Origin of the sequence: Nitrosomonas sp. HPC101, from assembly GCF_009833125.1 — a bacterium.
GTDB lineage: Bacteria > Pseudomonadota > Gammaproteobacteria > Burkholderiales > Nitrosomonadaceae > Nitrosomonas.
In genome coordinates this window covers 53614-70089 of sequence record NZ_QRCC01000005.1, presented here as the reverse complement: position 1 = coordinate 70089, position 16476 = coordinate 53614, and the positions used below count along the sequence as shown (strand labels likewise).

The 16476-nt window shown below is 47.9% G+C and carries 9 protein-coding genes and 1 pseudogene; 5 read left to right on the top strand and 5 right to left on the bottom strand.

What is annotated here, in order from left to right; all coding sequences use genetic code 11:
- Nucleotides 1-104: 104 nt before the first annotated feature.
- From ABO04_RS04460 to ABO04_RS04440, 5 genes are all read left to right on the top strand, one after another.
- Nucleotides 105-8585 carry a glucoamylase family protein gene (locus tag ABO04_RS04460; protein WP_160809490.1) on the top strand — a complete coding sequence of 2827 codons (8481 nt, stop codon included), beginning with the start codon at nucleotides 105-107 and terminating at the stop codon, nucleotides 8583-8585.
- A gap of 467 nt (nucleotides 8586-9052) precedes the next feature.
- Nucleotides 9053-9691: a uracil-DNA glycosylase family protein gene (locus tag ABO04_RS04455; RefSeq protein WP_240141421.1), complete on the top strand. Its 639-nt coding sequence runs from the start codon at nucleotides 9053-9055 to the stop codon at nucleotides 9689-9691.
- Nucleotides 9692-10001: 310 nt separating this feature from the next.
- Nucleotides 10002-10289 (top strand): coiled coil domain-containing protein, encoded by a 288-nt coding sequence (locus tag ABO04_RS04450; RefSeq protein WP_160809489.1) that lies wholly within the window; start codon nucleotides 10002-10004, stop codon nucleotides 10287-10289.
- Between the two features lie 42 nt (nucleotides 10290-10331).
- Nucleotides 10332-10490, top strand: coding sequence for a DUF1328 family protein (locus ABO04_RS04445; protein ID WP_160809488.1), 159 nt, complete (start codon nucleotides 10332-10334; stop codon nucleotides 10488-10490).
- An 88-nt stretch (nucleotides 10491-10578) separates the two neighbouring features.
- Entirely contained in the window at nucleotides 10579-10845 is a 267-nt protein-coding gene (locus ABO04_RS04440; protein ID WP_160809487.1) for a hypothetical protein, read from the top strand.
- A gap of 50 nt (nucleotides 10846-10895) precedes the next feature.
- Here ABO04_RS04440 and ABO04_RS12035 read toward each other — a convergent pair.
- The 5 genes and pseudogenes from ABO04_RS12035 to ABO04_RS04420 form a co-directional block, all read right to left on the bottom strand.
- Nucleotides 10896-11081, bottom strand: a pseudogene (locus ABO04_RS12035) (integrase core domain-containing protein); the annotation flags it as partial.
- Nucleotides 11082-11304: 223 nt separating this feature from the next.
- Complete coding sequence (locus tag ABO04_RS04435; protein ID WP_160809486.1) at nucleotides 11305-12540, bottom strand: GNAT family N-acetyltransferase; 1236 nt, start codon at nucleotides 12538-12540, stop codon at nucleotides 11305-11307.
- Nucleotides 12541-12560: 20 nt separating this feature from the next.
- Entirely contained in the window at nucleotides 12561-13499 is a 939-nt protein-coding gene (locus ABO04_RS04430) for a GNAT family N-acetyltransferase (protein ID WP_160809485.1), read from the bottom strand.
- Nucleotides 13499-14491: a hypothetical protein gene (locus ABO04_RS04425; RefSeq protein WP_160809484.1), complete on the bottom strand. Its 993-nt coding sequence runs from the start codon at nucleotides 14489-14491 to the stop codon at nucleotides 13499-13501. The genes ABO04_RS04430 and ABO04_RS04425 overlap by 1 nt, the downstream gene beginning before the upstream one ends.
- A gap of 50 nt (nucleotides 14492-14541) precedes the next feature.
- Nucleotides 14542-16476: an XrtA/PEP-CTERM system amidotransferase gene (locus ABO04_RS04420; RefSeq protein WP_160809483.1), complete on the bottom strand. Its 1935-nt coding sequence runs from the start codon at nucleotides 16474-16476 to the stop codon at nucleotides 14542-14544.

Genomic DNA, 16476 nt, shown 5'->3' with positions numbered 1-16476 from the left:
TTCTTTCACAAGCGTATCCACAAACAAATGATCAAACTGCAAAACCTAAAATTCAATTACTTCTATCAAGGTCAAAAATCAGATATTACCTGCAGGTTTGCCGAATGAATTTCCACTTCATACAAACGTTCGATTTATTCCGCTCACACCTCCCAGGCAATAACGATCCGCTTATCCGTTCTACGCTCGGCCCGCACAGCAGTCCGGATCAACTCGGCGCAGCAATTGCCCGAGGCTCCCAGGTACACTTAGCTGGGCTTCACCATTTCAGGTTACGAGAACGAACACGTGAAAACGCACTTTACATTCGCGCAGTGCTGCGCATCCTGAATCGTGCTCAACAACGGGGCAAAACCATAACACCAGCTGCAAGCTGGCTGCTCAATAATACTCACGTCATTGAAGAGGCAATTACCGCTGTTTTACGTGATCTCCCACCTCGCTTCTATCTGCAACTCCCCCTCATGCCCAACTTCAAGGTATCACGTACACTTGCAATTGCCTGGGCTTATGTTGCAGATGTCGATAGTGCCATATCGGAAACAAGTTTTCGTACTGTCGTCGATGGCTTTCAAGCTATACAACCCCTGAATATCGGGGAGTTATGGGTATTGCCTTCGCTATTACGTTTTGTTCTGGTTGAAAATCTCCGACGCATGGCAATTCGTATCGTGCACACACACGACATGCGGCTAACAGCGAACCTCGTTGCCAACAGGCTGGCTGATGCATCACCCGAAGAAGAAGAAAGAATACTGGCTGATTATGCCCAATACGCACAAGACAGGACTTTTGCCACCCAGTTTCTCCATCGTTTACGTGATGGTTCCCACATTTCACACCAGGGATTGCTTTGGCTGGAATCCGCACTGAAGGCTGCTCAAACAAATGCCGAGCAGATCACACTTGATGAACACGCTGATCTGTCAATCCATGGAATCATTACCAGCAATATCTTCAGGAGTCTACGTCTTATCGATGATATCGATTGGGCCAACTGGTTTGAACATGTCAGCCTTATCGATCAGCTTCTGCGCACACGAACTGATTTCGCTGCGCTTGATTTTGCCTCACGCGATACGTATCGCAGCGCGATCGAAACACTTGCCAAGCGCTCAGGGTATAACGAGCATGACGTCGCCCGGCGGGTAGTGGAACTGGCTGAAATAGCACCAGACGAAACAATACACAATCTCGGCAAAGTTGACGTTGGTTGCTTATTGGTTGGGCCGCGACGGCGTGAACTGGAAAACGCACTCGGCTGCATCACACCCTTTGGCGAACGTCTCCGTTATGTATGGCGTAAAAGCAGCTGGCTTGGCATCATACTGCCGGTCAGCCTGATAACCGGGCTGTTACTGGCTGCTGTTATCTTGAAGCTGCATGCAGAAAAATCAGATATATATGTCATGCTACTGCTGCTTGTATTCTTCCTTGCTCCGGCAATCGAAGCGGCAAACGGTCTGTTCAATGCACTCGTTGCCATGCTGATCAAACCAGACAAACTGATTGGTTATGAATTCAAGCATGGCGTACCGGATGAAGCACGCACCTTTGTAGTTGTGCCCACATTAATCAGTAACCGCGATGAAGTTGAACAAGCCATACGCGGCCTTGAGATTCTCTATCTTGCCAACATGAAAGGCACGTTGTATTTCGCACTGCTATCTGACTGGCCCGATAGCAATACGGAAGAAACTCCTGCCGATCATGAACTGCTTGTCTTTGCACAAAAACAGATGGCAGCGCTCAATGATCGTTATCCAAATGAAAGCGACACCCGTTTTTATCTTCTGCATCGCAGCCGGCTCTATAACGAGGCAGAAGGTTGTTGGATGGGCTGGGAGCGCAAACGAGGCAAATTACAGGAATTCAATGCCCTGCTGCGCGGCGACACCCGCACGACCTACTTTGCGCCAGACAAACCATTGCCTGAAGATATCAAGTATGTGCTGACGCTCGACGCCGACACAAGAACAACGCGCGATGCAATTGCACGCCTGGTCGGAAAACTTGCTCATCCACTTAATTACCCGATATTGGATGTAGAAAGCGGACAACTTCGGACAGGCTACGGTATTTTGCAGCCGCGTATCACGCCATCCCTTACCGTCGGCGACAAAGCGTCATTATTTCAGCGCATCTTTTCTACCAACCGTGGTATGAATCCTTATGTATTTACAGCTTCGGATATTTATCAGGATCTGTTTATGGAAGGAATTTTTACTGGAAAAGGACTTTATCACCTTGATACGATGACAGCCGCCCTGCAAGGGCGTATTCCTGAAAATACCATTCTCAGCCATGATCTGCTGGAAGGAGCCTACGCGCGCACCGCCCTGGTCACTGATATCGAAGTCATTGAAGATTATCCAACCCGTTACCTGGTCGATTCCGCCCGCCGACATCGCTGGGTGCGCGGTGACTGGCAACTGCTACCATGGATTTTCAAACCTGATTCCGGATTATCAATGTTGTCGCGTTGCCAAATGCTCGACAACTTGCGTCGCTCAATCACATCGATCTCATGGATAGCTGCTGCAGTTGCAGGCTGGACACTCCTTTCTTCTGAATCAGCAGTGGAATGGCTGGCATTACTAACATTATGTCTGTTCTTGCCACAGGCTCCAGGTTTGCTAAGTGCACTGCTGTTGTTCGACAGCAGGACAACGCTCGGAAGTCACTTTGCCGCCTTCACTCGTGATGCCGTGCGGTTAATAACACAAATAGCGTCAAAAATCATTCTGATGGCGCACCAGGCATGGTCATTCAGTGATGCGATCTTGCGTACGCTGCACCGTTTGCTGATCAGCAAACGGCACCTGCTTGAATGGCGTACAGCTTCACATGAGACGCGACGCAGTGAACGCAGTCTCGCAGGTCACTTTCGTGTCATGTCGGGTGCACTGGTAATTGCCGCTGCCGGATTTTTTATGCCGCTAATATTCAATGTAGATGGAATAGCAACAGCGATGCTGTTTACAGCACTCTGGGCAGGATCACCCGTCTTTGCATGGCTCATCAGTCACCCGGCAGAAGCTGAAAACAGACTGAGAATTGCGCCAGAAGATATTGCTGCATTACGTCGTACTGCACGCCGGACCTGGCTCTATTTTGAAACTTTTGTCACAAACGAACACAATATGCTGCCACCTGATAATTATCAGGAAAAACCCATACCACTTGTCGCCGGTCGCAGTTCACCCACCAATATCGGTGTTTATCTTCTCTCCACGATCGCTGCACGGGATTTCGGCTGGATCGGATTTATCGAGACAGTAAAACGGCTGGAAGAAACACTTGCCACAATGCACAAAATGGAACGTTTCCGTGGCCATCTTTACAACTGGTATGACACACGCAGCCTCGAACCTCTTCAGCCTCTCTATATATCCTCGGTGGATAGCGGTAATCTCGCCGGCCACCTGATCACGGCTGCAGCAACCTGCAGCAACTGGTCTGCTGCACTGGCTGTTCATCTGCAAGGTGATTACGAAGGTATCACCGACTGCACCGATATTATGTATGAAACCCTCAAGGCACTGCCAGATGACAGAAAACAGCTCAGACCATTACGACAACGGCTGATTGAGCGCCTCAAAAGCATGCGTCATGCAGTCCGTTCATTACATAACGAACCCGGAACAGCTTCTATCCGCACGATCAATCTCGTTGCACTGGCTGCTGATATCGTCAATCTGGCAAAAGCTCTCGATGAAGAAATGCTTTCTCCGGCTTGCCAGAAACTGGTGCTGTGGGCACAAAATCTGGAAGAAACCTGCAATGCACATCTAAATGACACGCGCATTGACGCCAGTACAGTCAAACAGCTGCGCCAGCGGCTACTTGCTTTGCATGATGCATTAAGAAAATTTGCCTTTGAGATGGATTTTCAGTTTTTACTACGACCAGAGCGTAAGCTGCTTTCTATCGGCTACCGGGTGGCAGAGCATCAGCTGGATGAAAGCTGCTACGATCTGCTGGCTTCTGAAGCTCGGCTGACCAGCCTCTTTGCAATCGCCAAAGGTGATCTGCCAACCAGGCACTGGTTCCGCCTTGGCCGCCCGCTAACGGCAATCGGATTTTCCGGTGCCTTGATATCATGGTCTGGCTCAATGTTCGAGTATCTGATGCCTTCCCTGGTAATGAAGGAGCCATTGGGCAGTATCCTTAACCAGACGAATCAATTGATCATCGAGCGCCAGATTGCCTATGGTCGTAAAAAAGGTATACCGTGGGGTATATCGGAATCTGCCTACAATGCCCGTGACCGGGAAATGACTTACCAATACGCCAGTTTTGGCATCCCGGAATTAGGGCTGAAACGTGGTCTGGCTCAAGATACAGTCATCGCGCCCTATGCCTGTCTACTTGCTGCTCAGTTTCGTCCGAAGGAAGCGGTTGCAAACCTCATCCGGCTGGAAGCACTGGGCGCATCAGGGTATTACGGGTTTTACGATGCCGTGGATTTCACGCCAGAACGTTTGCCCAAAGATCGGAGATGTGCCGTGATACGTAATTTCATGGCACACCATCATGGTATGTCGATCATCGCCATCAACAATGCTCTGCTCAATGGCCGAATGCGTGAACGGTTCCATGCTGATCCGGTAATCGAAGCAGCTGAATTGCTATTACAGGAAAAAGCACCGCGTACGGTACCCACTATGCCTATTCATGCTGAGGCCAGTGATCGGATCAAGCCAGAACTGCTTGATCAACGCCCGGATTCACGGCTGATAGCAGATCCACTCATTGCCCCCCGTGCAATCAACGTCATGTCGAACGGCCGCTATTCGCTGATGCTGACCGCATCCGGCAGTGGTTACAGCCGTATCGGTGAAATCGCCATCACCCGCTGGGATAATGATCCCAATGAAGAACGCACCGGCACTTTCCTGTTTATCTCTGATCCTGTCACAGACGCATGGTGGTCAGCCACCACCGAGCCTAAACGTGTCCGTAATGAGGTGTGTCACACCACGTTTTACAACGACCGAGCCATTTTTTCTAAAACGGTGGGCCAGCTGCGCTCAGAAACAGAATGTCTCGTCATGTCCGAGTATGATGGAGAAATGCGCCGCATTACATTGTGGAATGATGGTGATGAAGATCGTCATATCGAGGTCACCTCTTTTGCTGAACTGGCTCTCGCACCCGAAGCAAACCATAACGCGCATCCGTCCTTTTCCAAAATGTTTGTCCGGACAGAAATCTGTCGCAACAATACAACCATCTTTGCTGAACGACGTAAACGTCTGGAAACCGAACTTGACATCTCGCTTGCCCATCTGGTTACCTTCAGCGAAGGCATGCTTCGTGAGGTCGAAGCTGAAACTGATCGCCGTGCTTTCATTGGTCGCGGTCGCTCTATTGCCAATGCGGCTGCCTTTGATCCCAAGGCACGACTTTCCGGAACAGCCGGCTTTACACTTGATCCTATCATCGCATTACGCGTTAAAGTGCGTGTACCCGCACGGCGTAAAACATCAATTGTTTTCTGGACTATCGCTGGCAAAGACCGTTCTGAAATTGAGCATCATATCCGTCGCCTTGCCCATCCTGGTTGCTTTCGAAGGCAGGCGAAGCTTGCCTGGACTCGTTCACAAATCCAGGCGCGTCACATAGGCTTAAAACTTGCAGAGACGTCTGGCATACAGAAACTTGCCCGCTACTTGCTCTATCCTCACCCGGTACTGCGAGCACCTGCAGATACAATTGCATCCGGTCTGAGTCAGCAATCGGCACTCTGGTCCCTGGCAATCTCGGGCGATTTTCCGATATTTATCTTACGTATCGCCGACATCGCTGACCTGGATATCATTATCCATGCCCTGCGTATTCAGGAATATCTGCGCAGCCGCAATCTGATTTGTGATCTCACCGTTATCAACGAGCAACCCACTTCTTACGTGCAGGATTTACAACAAGCAATTGAACAACTTTGCCACAATGCAAGATTTCTCAACGACACATCGGGATCATGTCAGCATATCTTCGTGGTACGCCGGGATCTGATAGATACAGATACTTATTATGCATTACTGGCGGCTGCTCATATTACTCTGCACACGCACAATGGTCCTGTTCTTGATCAAATCGAACATGCGGAAATATCTCTTACCCGCCACAAAATCACGCCCTCATCTCTGACTCGTTTGCAACAGGCCGCTCCGGTTACCGTGCACAGCAAAGATCTCGCTTTCTGGAATGGCTTTGGTGGCTTCGCAAATGCATATCAGGAATATGTCGTACGGCTCTCAGGCAACCGAGTCACACCACAACCATGGATCAACATCATCGCTAACGATAACTTCGGCTTCCACACTTCATCCGAGGGAGCGTCTTTCACCTGGAGCCGCAACAGTCGAGATTTTCATCTGACCCCATGGTCAAACGACCCTGTTACTGACCGGCCAGGAGAAGGTATTTATATTCATGATCTTGACACGGGTACGGCCTTTTCCCCATTTGCCTGTCTGTTGCGTGATCCAGCCGCCATTTACGAAGCACGTCATGCACGAGGCACATCCAGCTTCACAATTCAACGCAACCGCCTGGCAGTGACACTCACCCAACTTGTCGATCCGGTTGAGTCCGTAAAGATACAGCGCCTCCAGTTTAAAAACATAGATAGCAAGCCACGCAAATTCAGAATTTACGCTTACGTCGAGTGGGTACTTGGCAACAACCGCGCCCGTTATGTGCCCTTCATTGTAACCAACCGTGATCCGAAAACCGGGGCACTGAGTGCACGTAATCCTTACCACCTCGTGTTTGATAACATTACCGCTTTTCTGGCTTGTGACGGTAGTAATCAGTATTTCACCTGCGACCGGAGCGAGTTTATCGGCGCAGGCCATTCGACCGCCGCACCGGCAGCTGTCTTAACCGGTGCAACGCTGTCAGGCAGAACCACAGCAAATGCCGATTCCTGTGCGGTGCTAGCCTGCGATATCAAGATCGCACCGGGAGATGAATCAACGCTGCATTTTGTGCTGGGTACAACTGATTCACCACAGGAAATTTCAGCGTTGGTACAAACTCACCTAGCCAAAGATTTCAACATCCGTCTCACTGATAATGACGCAACATGGAATAGATTCGCCAGCACACTTCAGGTACAAACACCTGATCCTGCCTTTGATGCAATGGTAAATATCTGGCTGCCCTATCAGACTCTCACCTGCCGTATCCGCGCCCGTTCAGCTTTTTATCAGGCAAGTGGCGCCTACGGTTTTCGGGATCAGCTTCAGGATACGCTGGCACTGCTTTTACACGATTCCACACTTGCTCGTACACAAATCCTTAATGCAGCAGGTCGCCAGTTCGCACAAGGCGACGTTCAGCACTGGTGGTTGCCACTGAGTGGCTCAGGCGTACGCACCACCATCTCGGACGATGTAGTGTGGCTTGCCTACGCGACTTGGCATTACATCAAAACCACCAATGATCACGCCATTCTCGATGAAGAATTACCTTTCATTACAGGACCTGAGCTGGAACAAGGACAGGCTGATGTTTTCTTCACGCCGAAAACTGACGAAGAAAGCGCGTGCCTTTACGAACACTGTGCACGCGCGCTTGATCTCGCAATAAAACGAACAGGAGAAAATGGTCTGCCATTGATCCTCGGTGGTGACTGGAATGACGGCATGAATCTGGTCGGTAAAGCAGGAAAAGGCACCAGTACCTGGTTGGGCTGGTTTCTGCTTGGAACACTACGGAATTTTGCGCTTATTGCAAGGCAACGCAATGACGCAAAGCGTGCTGCAACCTGGGAACAACATGCCCGTCACCTGGCTTTCGCGCTCCAAGCTCACACATGGGATGGAAACTGGTATCAGCGCGGCAGCTATGACGATGGCACACCTCTTGGATCGCACATATCCGACGAGTGCCGTATCGATTCTATAGCACAATCCTGGGCAGTGCTGTCGGGTGCGGACGATCCCGAACGCGCCAGACAGGCAGTCAGCAAAGCGGTCGAAATGCTGGTTGACGACAATCGGGGAATCGCGCGTCTATTCACCCCACCCTTTGAACATACCGACAAGGAACCAGGTTACATCAAGCGTTACCCGCCAGGCGTACGCGAAAACGGAGGACAATATACCCATGCTGCTGCCTGGCTTGTGGCCGCACTTGCCGAACTGGGCGATGCAGATGAAGCATACAGGCTGTTCTCTTTGCTAAATCCGATTAATCACGCGCTCAACGAAACAGCCGCCTCACAGTATCGCGTCGAACCTTATGTAGTTGCTGCAGATATTTATTCCGAAGGCCATCAGGCCGGACAGGGTGGCTGGACCTGGTATACCGGATCAGCCGGCTGGCTGTACAGAACTGCGATCGAAAATATACTTGGTATTGTTCGGGAAGGAGATACACTCCGGATAAACCCGGCTCTACCTTCCACCTGGAACAATTTTTACGTTCAGTTATCCATCAATACGTCGGACTATCGCATTACAGTAAAACGTGCAACGACAGCCAGCATTACGCTTGATGGCAAATTGATCGAAAACTGCCTGATTCCAGTGGCAAGAAATGGTCGGTATGAAATCGTGGTTCATGTAACTTAAGCAGTAATTCTGCCGATTCGATAATTTTTTGCAGAAAATCACATGCATACAATCTGTGTTTGCAGCAATTTGTGGATTGATGTGTAAATTTGAGTCAGACAAATGCTGAAACGATGGTATTCAGAAGTTCCTTAAATCCAAGGCGATCATTTCGATTTGTCCACAGTTCCTGTGGATAAGTTTGTGTACAATTTGGGAGTGTGTCACTTAAGGTTGTCTTTTCAAACGAGATTCTCAAGTCTGCTGAAATTTTGAACACAAACTTTATTTTGTAAAAACAGTCACTTATTATTTCATCTCAATACTGGTGCTGGTTTGCAGGGTTATCAATATCTCTGATGGCAAGATGTGGATATTTTGATATGTGTCAAGAAAAATTCTGATGATATTTGAAGAATCAGGATTCTTATATTTTCAAAAGCAGCTGTCAGATGCGATTTTCTGTGTTATTCCCCGTTCTGGAATGCATGATGCGCGATTTTGCGAATGACAGGATGAATGTAAATGATCTCGAATCGCTAATCAGTCAGGTACGCCGCTGCACCTTATGTGCCGAACATTTACCGCTGGGTCCGAAACCGGTATTTCAACTGCATGAAACTGCCCGTATTCTGATTGTCAGCCAGGCACCAGGCAGACGGGTACACGAAACCGGTTTACCGTTCAGTGATCCTAGCGGCGATCGATTGCGCGAGTGGTTGAATGTGACTCACACAACTTTTTATGATTCCCATCAGATCGCGATTCTACCCATGGGGTTGTGTTTCCCGGGAACACGCAAATCTGGTGATTTGCCGCCTCGTCCCGAATGTGCGCCTGCGTGGCGATCAGCACTGTTATCACACCTGAAAAATATCAGGCTGACTCTGCTGGTAGGCCGGTATGCCCAAGCCTACTGTTTTAACCAGCAGGGTAAAAAACCAGCGGCAACACTGACAGAAAATGTTCGATCCTGGCGAAAATCCTGGCCTGACATCATGCCACTCCCTCATCCAAGCCCGCGTAATAACCTTTGGATGAGACGCAATCCATGGTTTGAGGAAGAAGTCATTCCAGTGCTTCAGGAACGTGTGGCAATGATTCTGAATCAGACAGCCGATGCCTGAGCTCCTATACCGAAATAGCGTCTGGCGTTATTTATCTCCGATCAGAAGCCCATCTACGGGCTGATTTGCATCAGGTTACAGCGCATCATAATTAATTCATTGAACTTTATATCTGAAACTCTCACCCTCTTCAAGAAAAGGTAACATTGCTCGAGTATGCTATTTCAATTATTTGTCTGTACTAAATACTTCTGCTTTACGGACATGTAACTGTGGAGTAGAGTAAATAACAGGTGCCTATTCATTAACTCAGAAAGCGATTTGCATTAGCAAATCATTAATAACCATAACTTGAAAGGAGTGGTAAATCATGAGTAATAGAGAAGCTTATATCCAGAAGGCTGAGGCTCAGTTAAAAGAGTGGAGTGCACAAATCGATCTCCTGAAAGCAAAAGGAGAAAATCTGGCTGCTGACGCTAAAGTCGATTTCAGGAAAAAATTAGATGAAGCAGAAGAAAAACGAGCTGAACTCTCATCTTATTTGGACCAGCTGGCAGATAAAACAGACAGTATCTGGGATGATATAAAGGATGAAGCAGAAGAAAAATGGAATACTGTCAGCAAAACATTTTCAGATTTTGTCGACAAATTCAAGTAAGCAGACTGAAACTTTCAATTGAAATGGAGGAGACTATGTTTAATGGCATTAGCTTTCTTTCTCATTACTGTTCTGGCTGGAATCCCGGGTTTTGCAGGTAAAGCAGAAACGCTTGCGTGGACGGCGAAAATCCTGTTCTTTGCAGGCCTGATCTTCACTGTAGATTTTTTATCTGCTGAACAAAAGAATACCCCTGTTTGAGTCGGTATTCCCGGTGAGAATGCAAGTAATTAATGCACGCCATACAGGGATTATTTGTACGTTCTGATTTTAAATAAAGGAGTAGGAAATGAAAAAAACCTATCTGCTGTCAGCTGCTCTTCTTATGTTTTTATCATCTTCCGTCATCGCAGAGGAAACTCTCACCGAGAAACTGGAAACAAAGACAAATGATGCTGAAAGGGCAACCAATAAAGCGATCAATCGTGTACAAGAAGCCACCTGCACAGACAGTGACGTTGAATGTTTGAAGCAAAAAGCGGAGAACAGGGCAAGTGAAGCCTATGACGCTACTAAAGACAAAGCATCTGAAATCAAAAATAAAGTTGACTGGTAATCCCCCATTTTCAGCAATACGCAACAGTAGGCTCCATTAAAAACGATGGGTTAATTTTTCTGTCTGGGGATGCCGCCGCCCCAAGCGATGTTGGGTCGTTCGTTATTGTAAGTCCAGCGCCAAGTGGTCGCACCGCGCTGGACTTCTTCCTGACTGTCGAACAGGTTTTAGGCGAGCCAATCGTAGTGTACGGTACGGTTATAGTGCTCAATGTATGCATTTTGTTGAAACTTGCCACCGAGTGTGAATCAGGGTGATGTATCGCCCGGTTGACCTGCTCCCCGCCTGCCCCGCCAGTCGATGATCTGACTATCCATGAACCGTGATCGCTTCATCTCGTAGAACTCTCAATAAGAAAATTCTGCTTCTGATTACGCCGCTTTTGAGGGGATTACCATAGCTGGGACTCAGCTCTGGTTTAGCGATGCGTGGCACGCACCCTGCGGATAGGATTTCAGATTAGTCTTGGTTGGTCGATCGTTTGCGGAGAATACGGCGGATTCTTGATTTCAGCCCGTGTTTCTCCATAAAATCTCCTATTAATTCGGAGAATGCATTGAATCCGCGCAGACTGTAAGCAAATAAACTCAGCGGAAATTTCCGTGGAATCAGGTGAAAATTCTGTTCTTCTCGATAAGTATTTGACAAGCTTCTTTTTTTCTCATTGTCACCATACAGAAAATCAAGTTGAGCAACACCCTTGTCAATCAGATCACGAACCCGGTAAATCTGCATGACCGTGCCAACGGATTTCTCTGCCCAGGCCGGATCATAACCGGTTTTTTCTGCATAATAAGTTCCGCCGTGAAGGTAGCCATGCTGAAATGCGACTGGTTCCCCGTTACAAATCAGGAGGTAACTTCGCATCCAGCCATTTTCTGCTGCAATCGTCAGATTACGGCGTGTTTCTGCACTATCGCAAATACCCAGGCCAAGCAGATTATGCTGATAAGTTTTATCTGATACTGATTGTGCCAGCGACAGGAACTCCGGCACCTCTTCAGGAGTAGTAAATACCCGATAGGAAACCATAATTTCAGGATCCTGTTCCAGCTGACGCAGTGTACGGCGGATATCCTTGCGAGTATTACGGCTCAGGCCCTGCATGTACTGATCAAAGTCTTCTGGCAATGCAATCAATCGTCTGTGATAAGCTCTTCCCGAAGGAAGGAGGTGGTATTTTTCATGGAAACCAGGATACTGCCGGATAAACTGGCCAAAAGCGGAATCCAGCTCAACGCCCAGCGCAAATAGCGTTTCACGCGGTCCAAGCGTTCCCCGCAAATGATCGAATAAATCAGGCAGCACTTTCTCGGCAGCAACACCCTGCTGTAATAAAGGGCCCGCAGTAATCGTGTAACGGCGAATCCTGTATTCCCACAGTGGGATCCCAAATAATTCATAGCTCAGGCTAGATGGATGTACAAAGAATGGTGCATACCCGCACAACGTACCATCCATCGCACAGCATACAAATAGTTTTACTGATTTGTCATGGCTGCGCTTGATGTAAAGCCAGTCTGGATCATGATCCATAACAGCATCGGGATGGTGCTGAATAAAATTTTTAAGAACAGGTAGAATCCGGGCACGCGCCGCAGCATCCAGTCGGTCCAGGTTTTGCCATTCCCACTCTTTGCCGGATGGTGGAAGGGAGTGCGATTCCGGATAAGATTCACTTTGCGAAGGTATCATAGAGAATAGACAATATGGCCCTAAGCAACCGATCGCAGCATCTTTTTCAGATATGCTTTTAATCTCAGACGCCCCAGCAACCAGGCAACCGCATTTGACAGGGCATTCACTCCCATGTGCAGGAGTACGCTTGTCAAATTACGTAAATTACGTCGAAAATAATAGATATCTGCACAATATTGATTATTGGTTGCGAAAAATGCCTTATGCGCACCTTCGCCCTCTGTAAAATCAAAGATTTTTATATGATCTGCTGTAAATAGACATTGCAAGGCATAGTATTGAAGTAAAGTTCCAGGAGACCAGCGTTGATATTCCGGATCATGACCGACGTACTCGTAGAGTGCAATTTCGTCATGTATCGGACAATAAATATAGGCAATCGGTTTTTTCTGATAAAAAAGAATATAACCACGTACGTTATCCGTAGCGGCAAGCTCCAGCATGTTTTTCTGGAATTGCTGATCGGAAGGTAGACCGCAATCAAGCAATCGTTCCTGGTAAGTTTTTCGTGACACCTCCATGGCCAGTTGATGAAACTCATGCATATCTTCTGGCCTGCAATATTCTTTCCAGTCGGTTTCTCCTCCTGAGAATTCAGCAAATTTTTTTATTTTCCGTAAAAGTGTATTTCTAGATTTAGCAGAAAATTTTTTCAGATAATTCTCAAAACTATCGTCGAGCACGACCCAGTATCGTTGATAATTTGCAGGAACATACCGAATCGCTTGCGGCAGTATGCTTAGCTTAGATAGTGATGATTCTATTGGATGAGAACGTGTCACTGCGACATCAACAGAATCTCTGAATAATTCTGGAAGCTCTGCTGGTACAGTTGGATGGATGGGAAGTTGAGTAAAATGAGTTTGCAGTACGCAGGCACTCAATGGCCAGGTAACAAGCTTGATTTCCCCCAGACGTGCGGTGAAATTTATTGATTGTCTGGACCATTTTTCCATCAGGAAAACCTTGAATAAGCCTGCTCGACATAGCGTCTGATCGTATGATACGGGCGGGAATATAGAATCTTAGGTGACTTTGTTTCAGGAATTGTTGCCGGATCAAGCTCGGAAAACAGAGCAGTCCTGAATTTATCGGTATGGCTGGATAAAAATTCACACAAACGGTTAAAGCGCCTGATATTCAATTTATCCGGTAAGCTGAGCTGACCAGCGACTCTACTCCTGATCAGTTCAAAACTATGTAAAACAATCACGAATGAAAACCAGCCTTGCCGCCAGGCATCCAACAGAGCTGTTTCCATTTCTTTTGCAGAACATGCTGCCAGTTGAGCATGCCGTTGATGCCCGGGGTAATCCTGAAAAAAGGCAATTGGCAGTTCCCATACACCTTCAAGTTTAAATGGTTGCAATAACTGCTCATCCAAATCAATCTTGCAATCCTCACCCAAATAGCATGGATTATAGCTGGAATCAAACAACAACCCGTTTTGCGCTGCAGCGCGTAAAGTATCACGATTAGCACCATAGCTCCCGGCACGAAAGGCATGAAGTTTTTCCGCACCAGCCATCCGAAGACTGTGCATTCCCTTTGCAATTAATGCTATCTGCTCATCCAGTGTGAACTGATGCATATATTGCTTAAAGCGAGGAGGAATCGTCGGATCATGAATCTCACTGAGCCATTCAGTATGCAAGTGCAGCTGAACTTCCTGATGATTACGCTGAATCAAATCAACCAGATCAGCAAGATAATTGTTACCAGCACGATCGGCAAATAGCGGTTCCAGAAAGTAGGTGGCTTTTAATCCATATTGGTTAAGCTGTTCGATCTGATAAGGCAACCCGAATTCACCTTCAGATGTTTTTCCATAAAAACATGCGGCAATTTCTTCATCAAATGTTGTTTTATCCGGTGACAAAGCTGTGACCGGCCAGCCCTCGGAGTAAGGCCACAGTTCGGTATCCACTGTGAGATAGACATTCAGCATTAAGCTATCCTGCTTTCCAGCTGGAAAATCCGCAATTCATAAAATCGATATCAGGCAACCTTTTGATCCTGTCCGGGGTATAACCTATTTCCCGTTTTAAGGGTATTTCGCAAGAAGGCCTCAAACATCAGCAATGTCCAGATAGACGCACTGTAATCCCTTCTGCCGGATTGATGCTGATCCAGCATTTTTTTGATGAACCCCATATCGAAAATTCCTGTATCTGCCAGCGTATTACCAAGTAATGCTGTACGGACACGCTCACGCAAGGGGCCACGAAACCAGCTTGCCAAGGGTACCGCAAAACCCATTTTGCGACGATAGAGCACATCATGCGGCAAATAGGGTTCAAGTGATTTCTTGAGAATATACTTCCCTTCCTGCTGGCGTAATTTCATGGAAGCCGGCAGCCCCGAAATCCATTCGACCAGTTCATGATCCAGCAATGGAACCCGCACTTCCAGCGAATGAGCCATACTGGCGCGATCCACCTTGGTCAGAATATCGCCCACAAGATAGGTTTTCATATCCAGATACTGGACCAGTGACAACGCATCTTTGGTTGGACTTTTATTGGCATAATCACGCAATACTTCAATTGCATGATAGCCCTGCAAGCTTTGGCGAAAATCTCGGGTAAACAACTGCATGCGCAATTTGTTATCCAGAATGGATACGCCATGGAAATAACCTTCCACAGAATCACGGGCAAGCGCCTCAAATGTGGTTTTGGCACGCAGGAATTTTGGCGCCCAGTCAGCCTTGGGATAAATATGACCCAGCAAACCAAACAGAGGTTTCCGCAACTCCAATGGTAACTTCGAGCGTAATCGCTCTTCAATCATGTGCCAGCGATAGCGGCGGTAGCCAGCAAAATTCTCATCCCCTCCATCTCCGGAAAGCGCTACCGTCACTCGCTTCCTGGCCAGCTCACATACACGATAAGTCGGAATGGCGGAGCTGTCGGCAAATGGCTCGTCATACAATGCAGCAAGGCAATCTATGAGATCGAAATCATCCTGCTTCACCTGTTCGACAAAATGTCGAGTCTGGTAGCGATCAGCAACCAGCTGGGCATAATCTGACTCATCAAAAGCAGGATCAGCAAAAGCGATCGAGCAAGTATTGACCGGTTCTTTCATCAGCCCCGCCATCATTGCGACGACCGCACTGGAATCTACCCCGCCGGAGAGAAAAGCACCCAGCGGCACCTCGCTCATCAGATGGCTATCTACTGCATTACGTAGCCTAACAGCCAGCTCTTCTGCCGCTTCCTGATCGCTCAAAGGATCGTGCGGTTTGAATGGTATATCCCAGTATTCACGCGGCTGTACAACCTGTTGCCCGCGCTGCATTAACAATATGAAGCCCGGATTCAGTTTGAAAGCATGCTTGAAAATGGTTTTGGGCTCGGGAACATAGCCGTAGGCAAAATAATCCTCTACCGCCTGATGATCCAGTGTTTTATCAAAATCTGGATGAACCAGCAGTGCCTTGAGTTCTGAAGCAAACAGAAACAGCCCGTTATCCAGCAACGTGTAGTAGAACGGCTTGATCCCCAGCCGGTCACGTGCCATAAACAATGTTTGCCGGTTGCGATCCCACACACCAAAGGCAAACATGCCGCTGAAGTGCTCGACACAACGCTCACCCCATTCTTCCCAAGCGTGCACGATCACTTCTGTATCGCAGTGGGTGCGAAATTGGTGACCCAGCGCTGTCAGCTCTTTGACCAGTTTCCGGAAATTATAGATTTCACCATTGAATACAACGACTACGCTGCCATCTTCATTAAACAAAGGTTGCTGACCACTGGATACATCCATGATCGACAGGCGGCGATGGCCCAGCCCTATACCAGGCTCAATATATATTTCCCCTTCATCCGGGCCACGATGTGTCAGTGTCTCATTCATACAATGAAGCAGATTACGATTAATCTCACTTCCGCCGCGCGTATCAAATACACCTGCTATGCCACACAT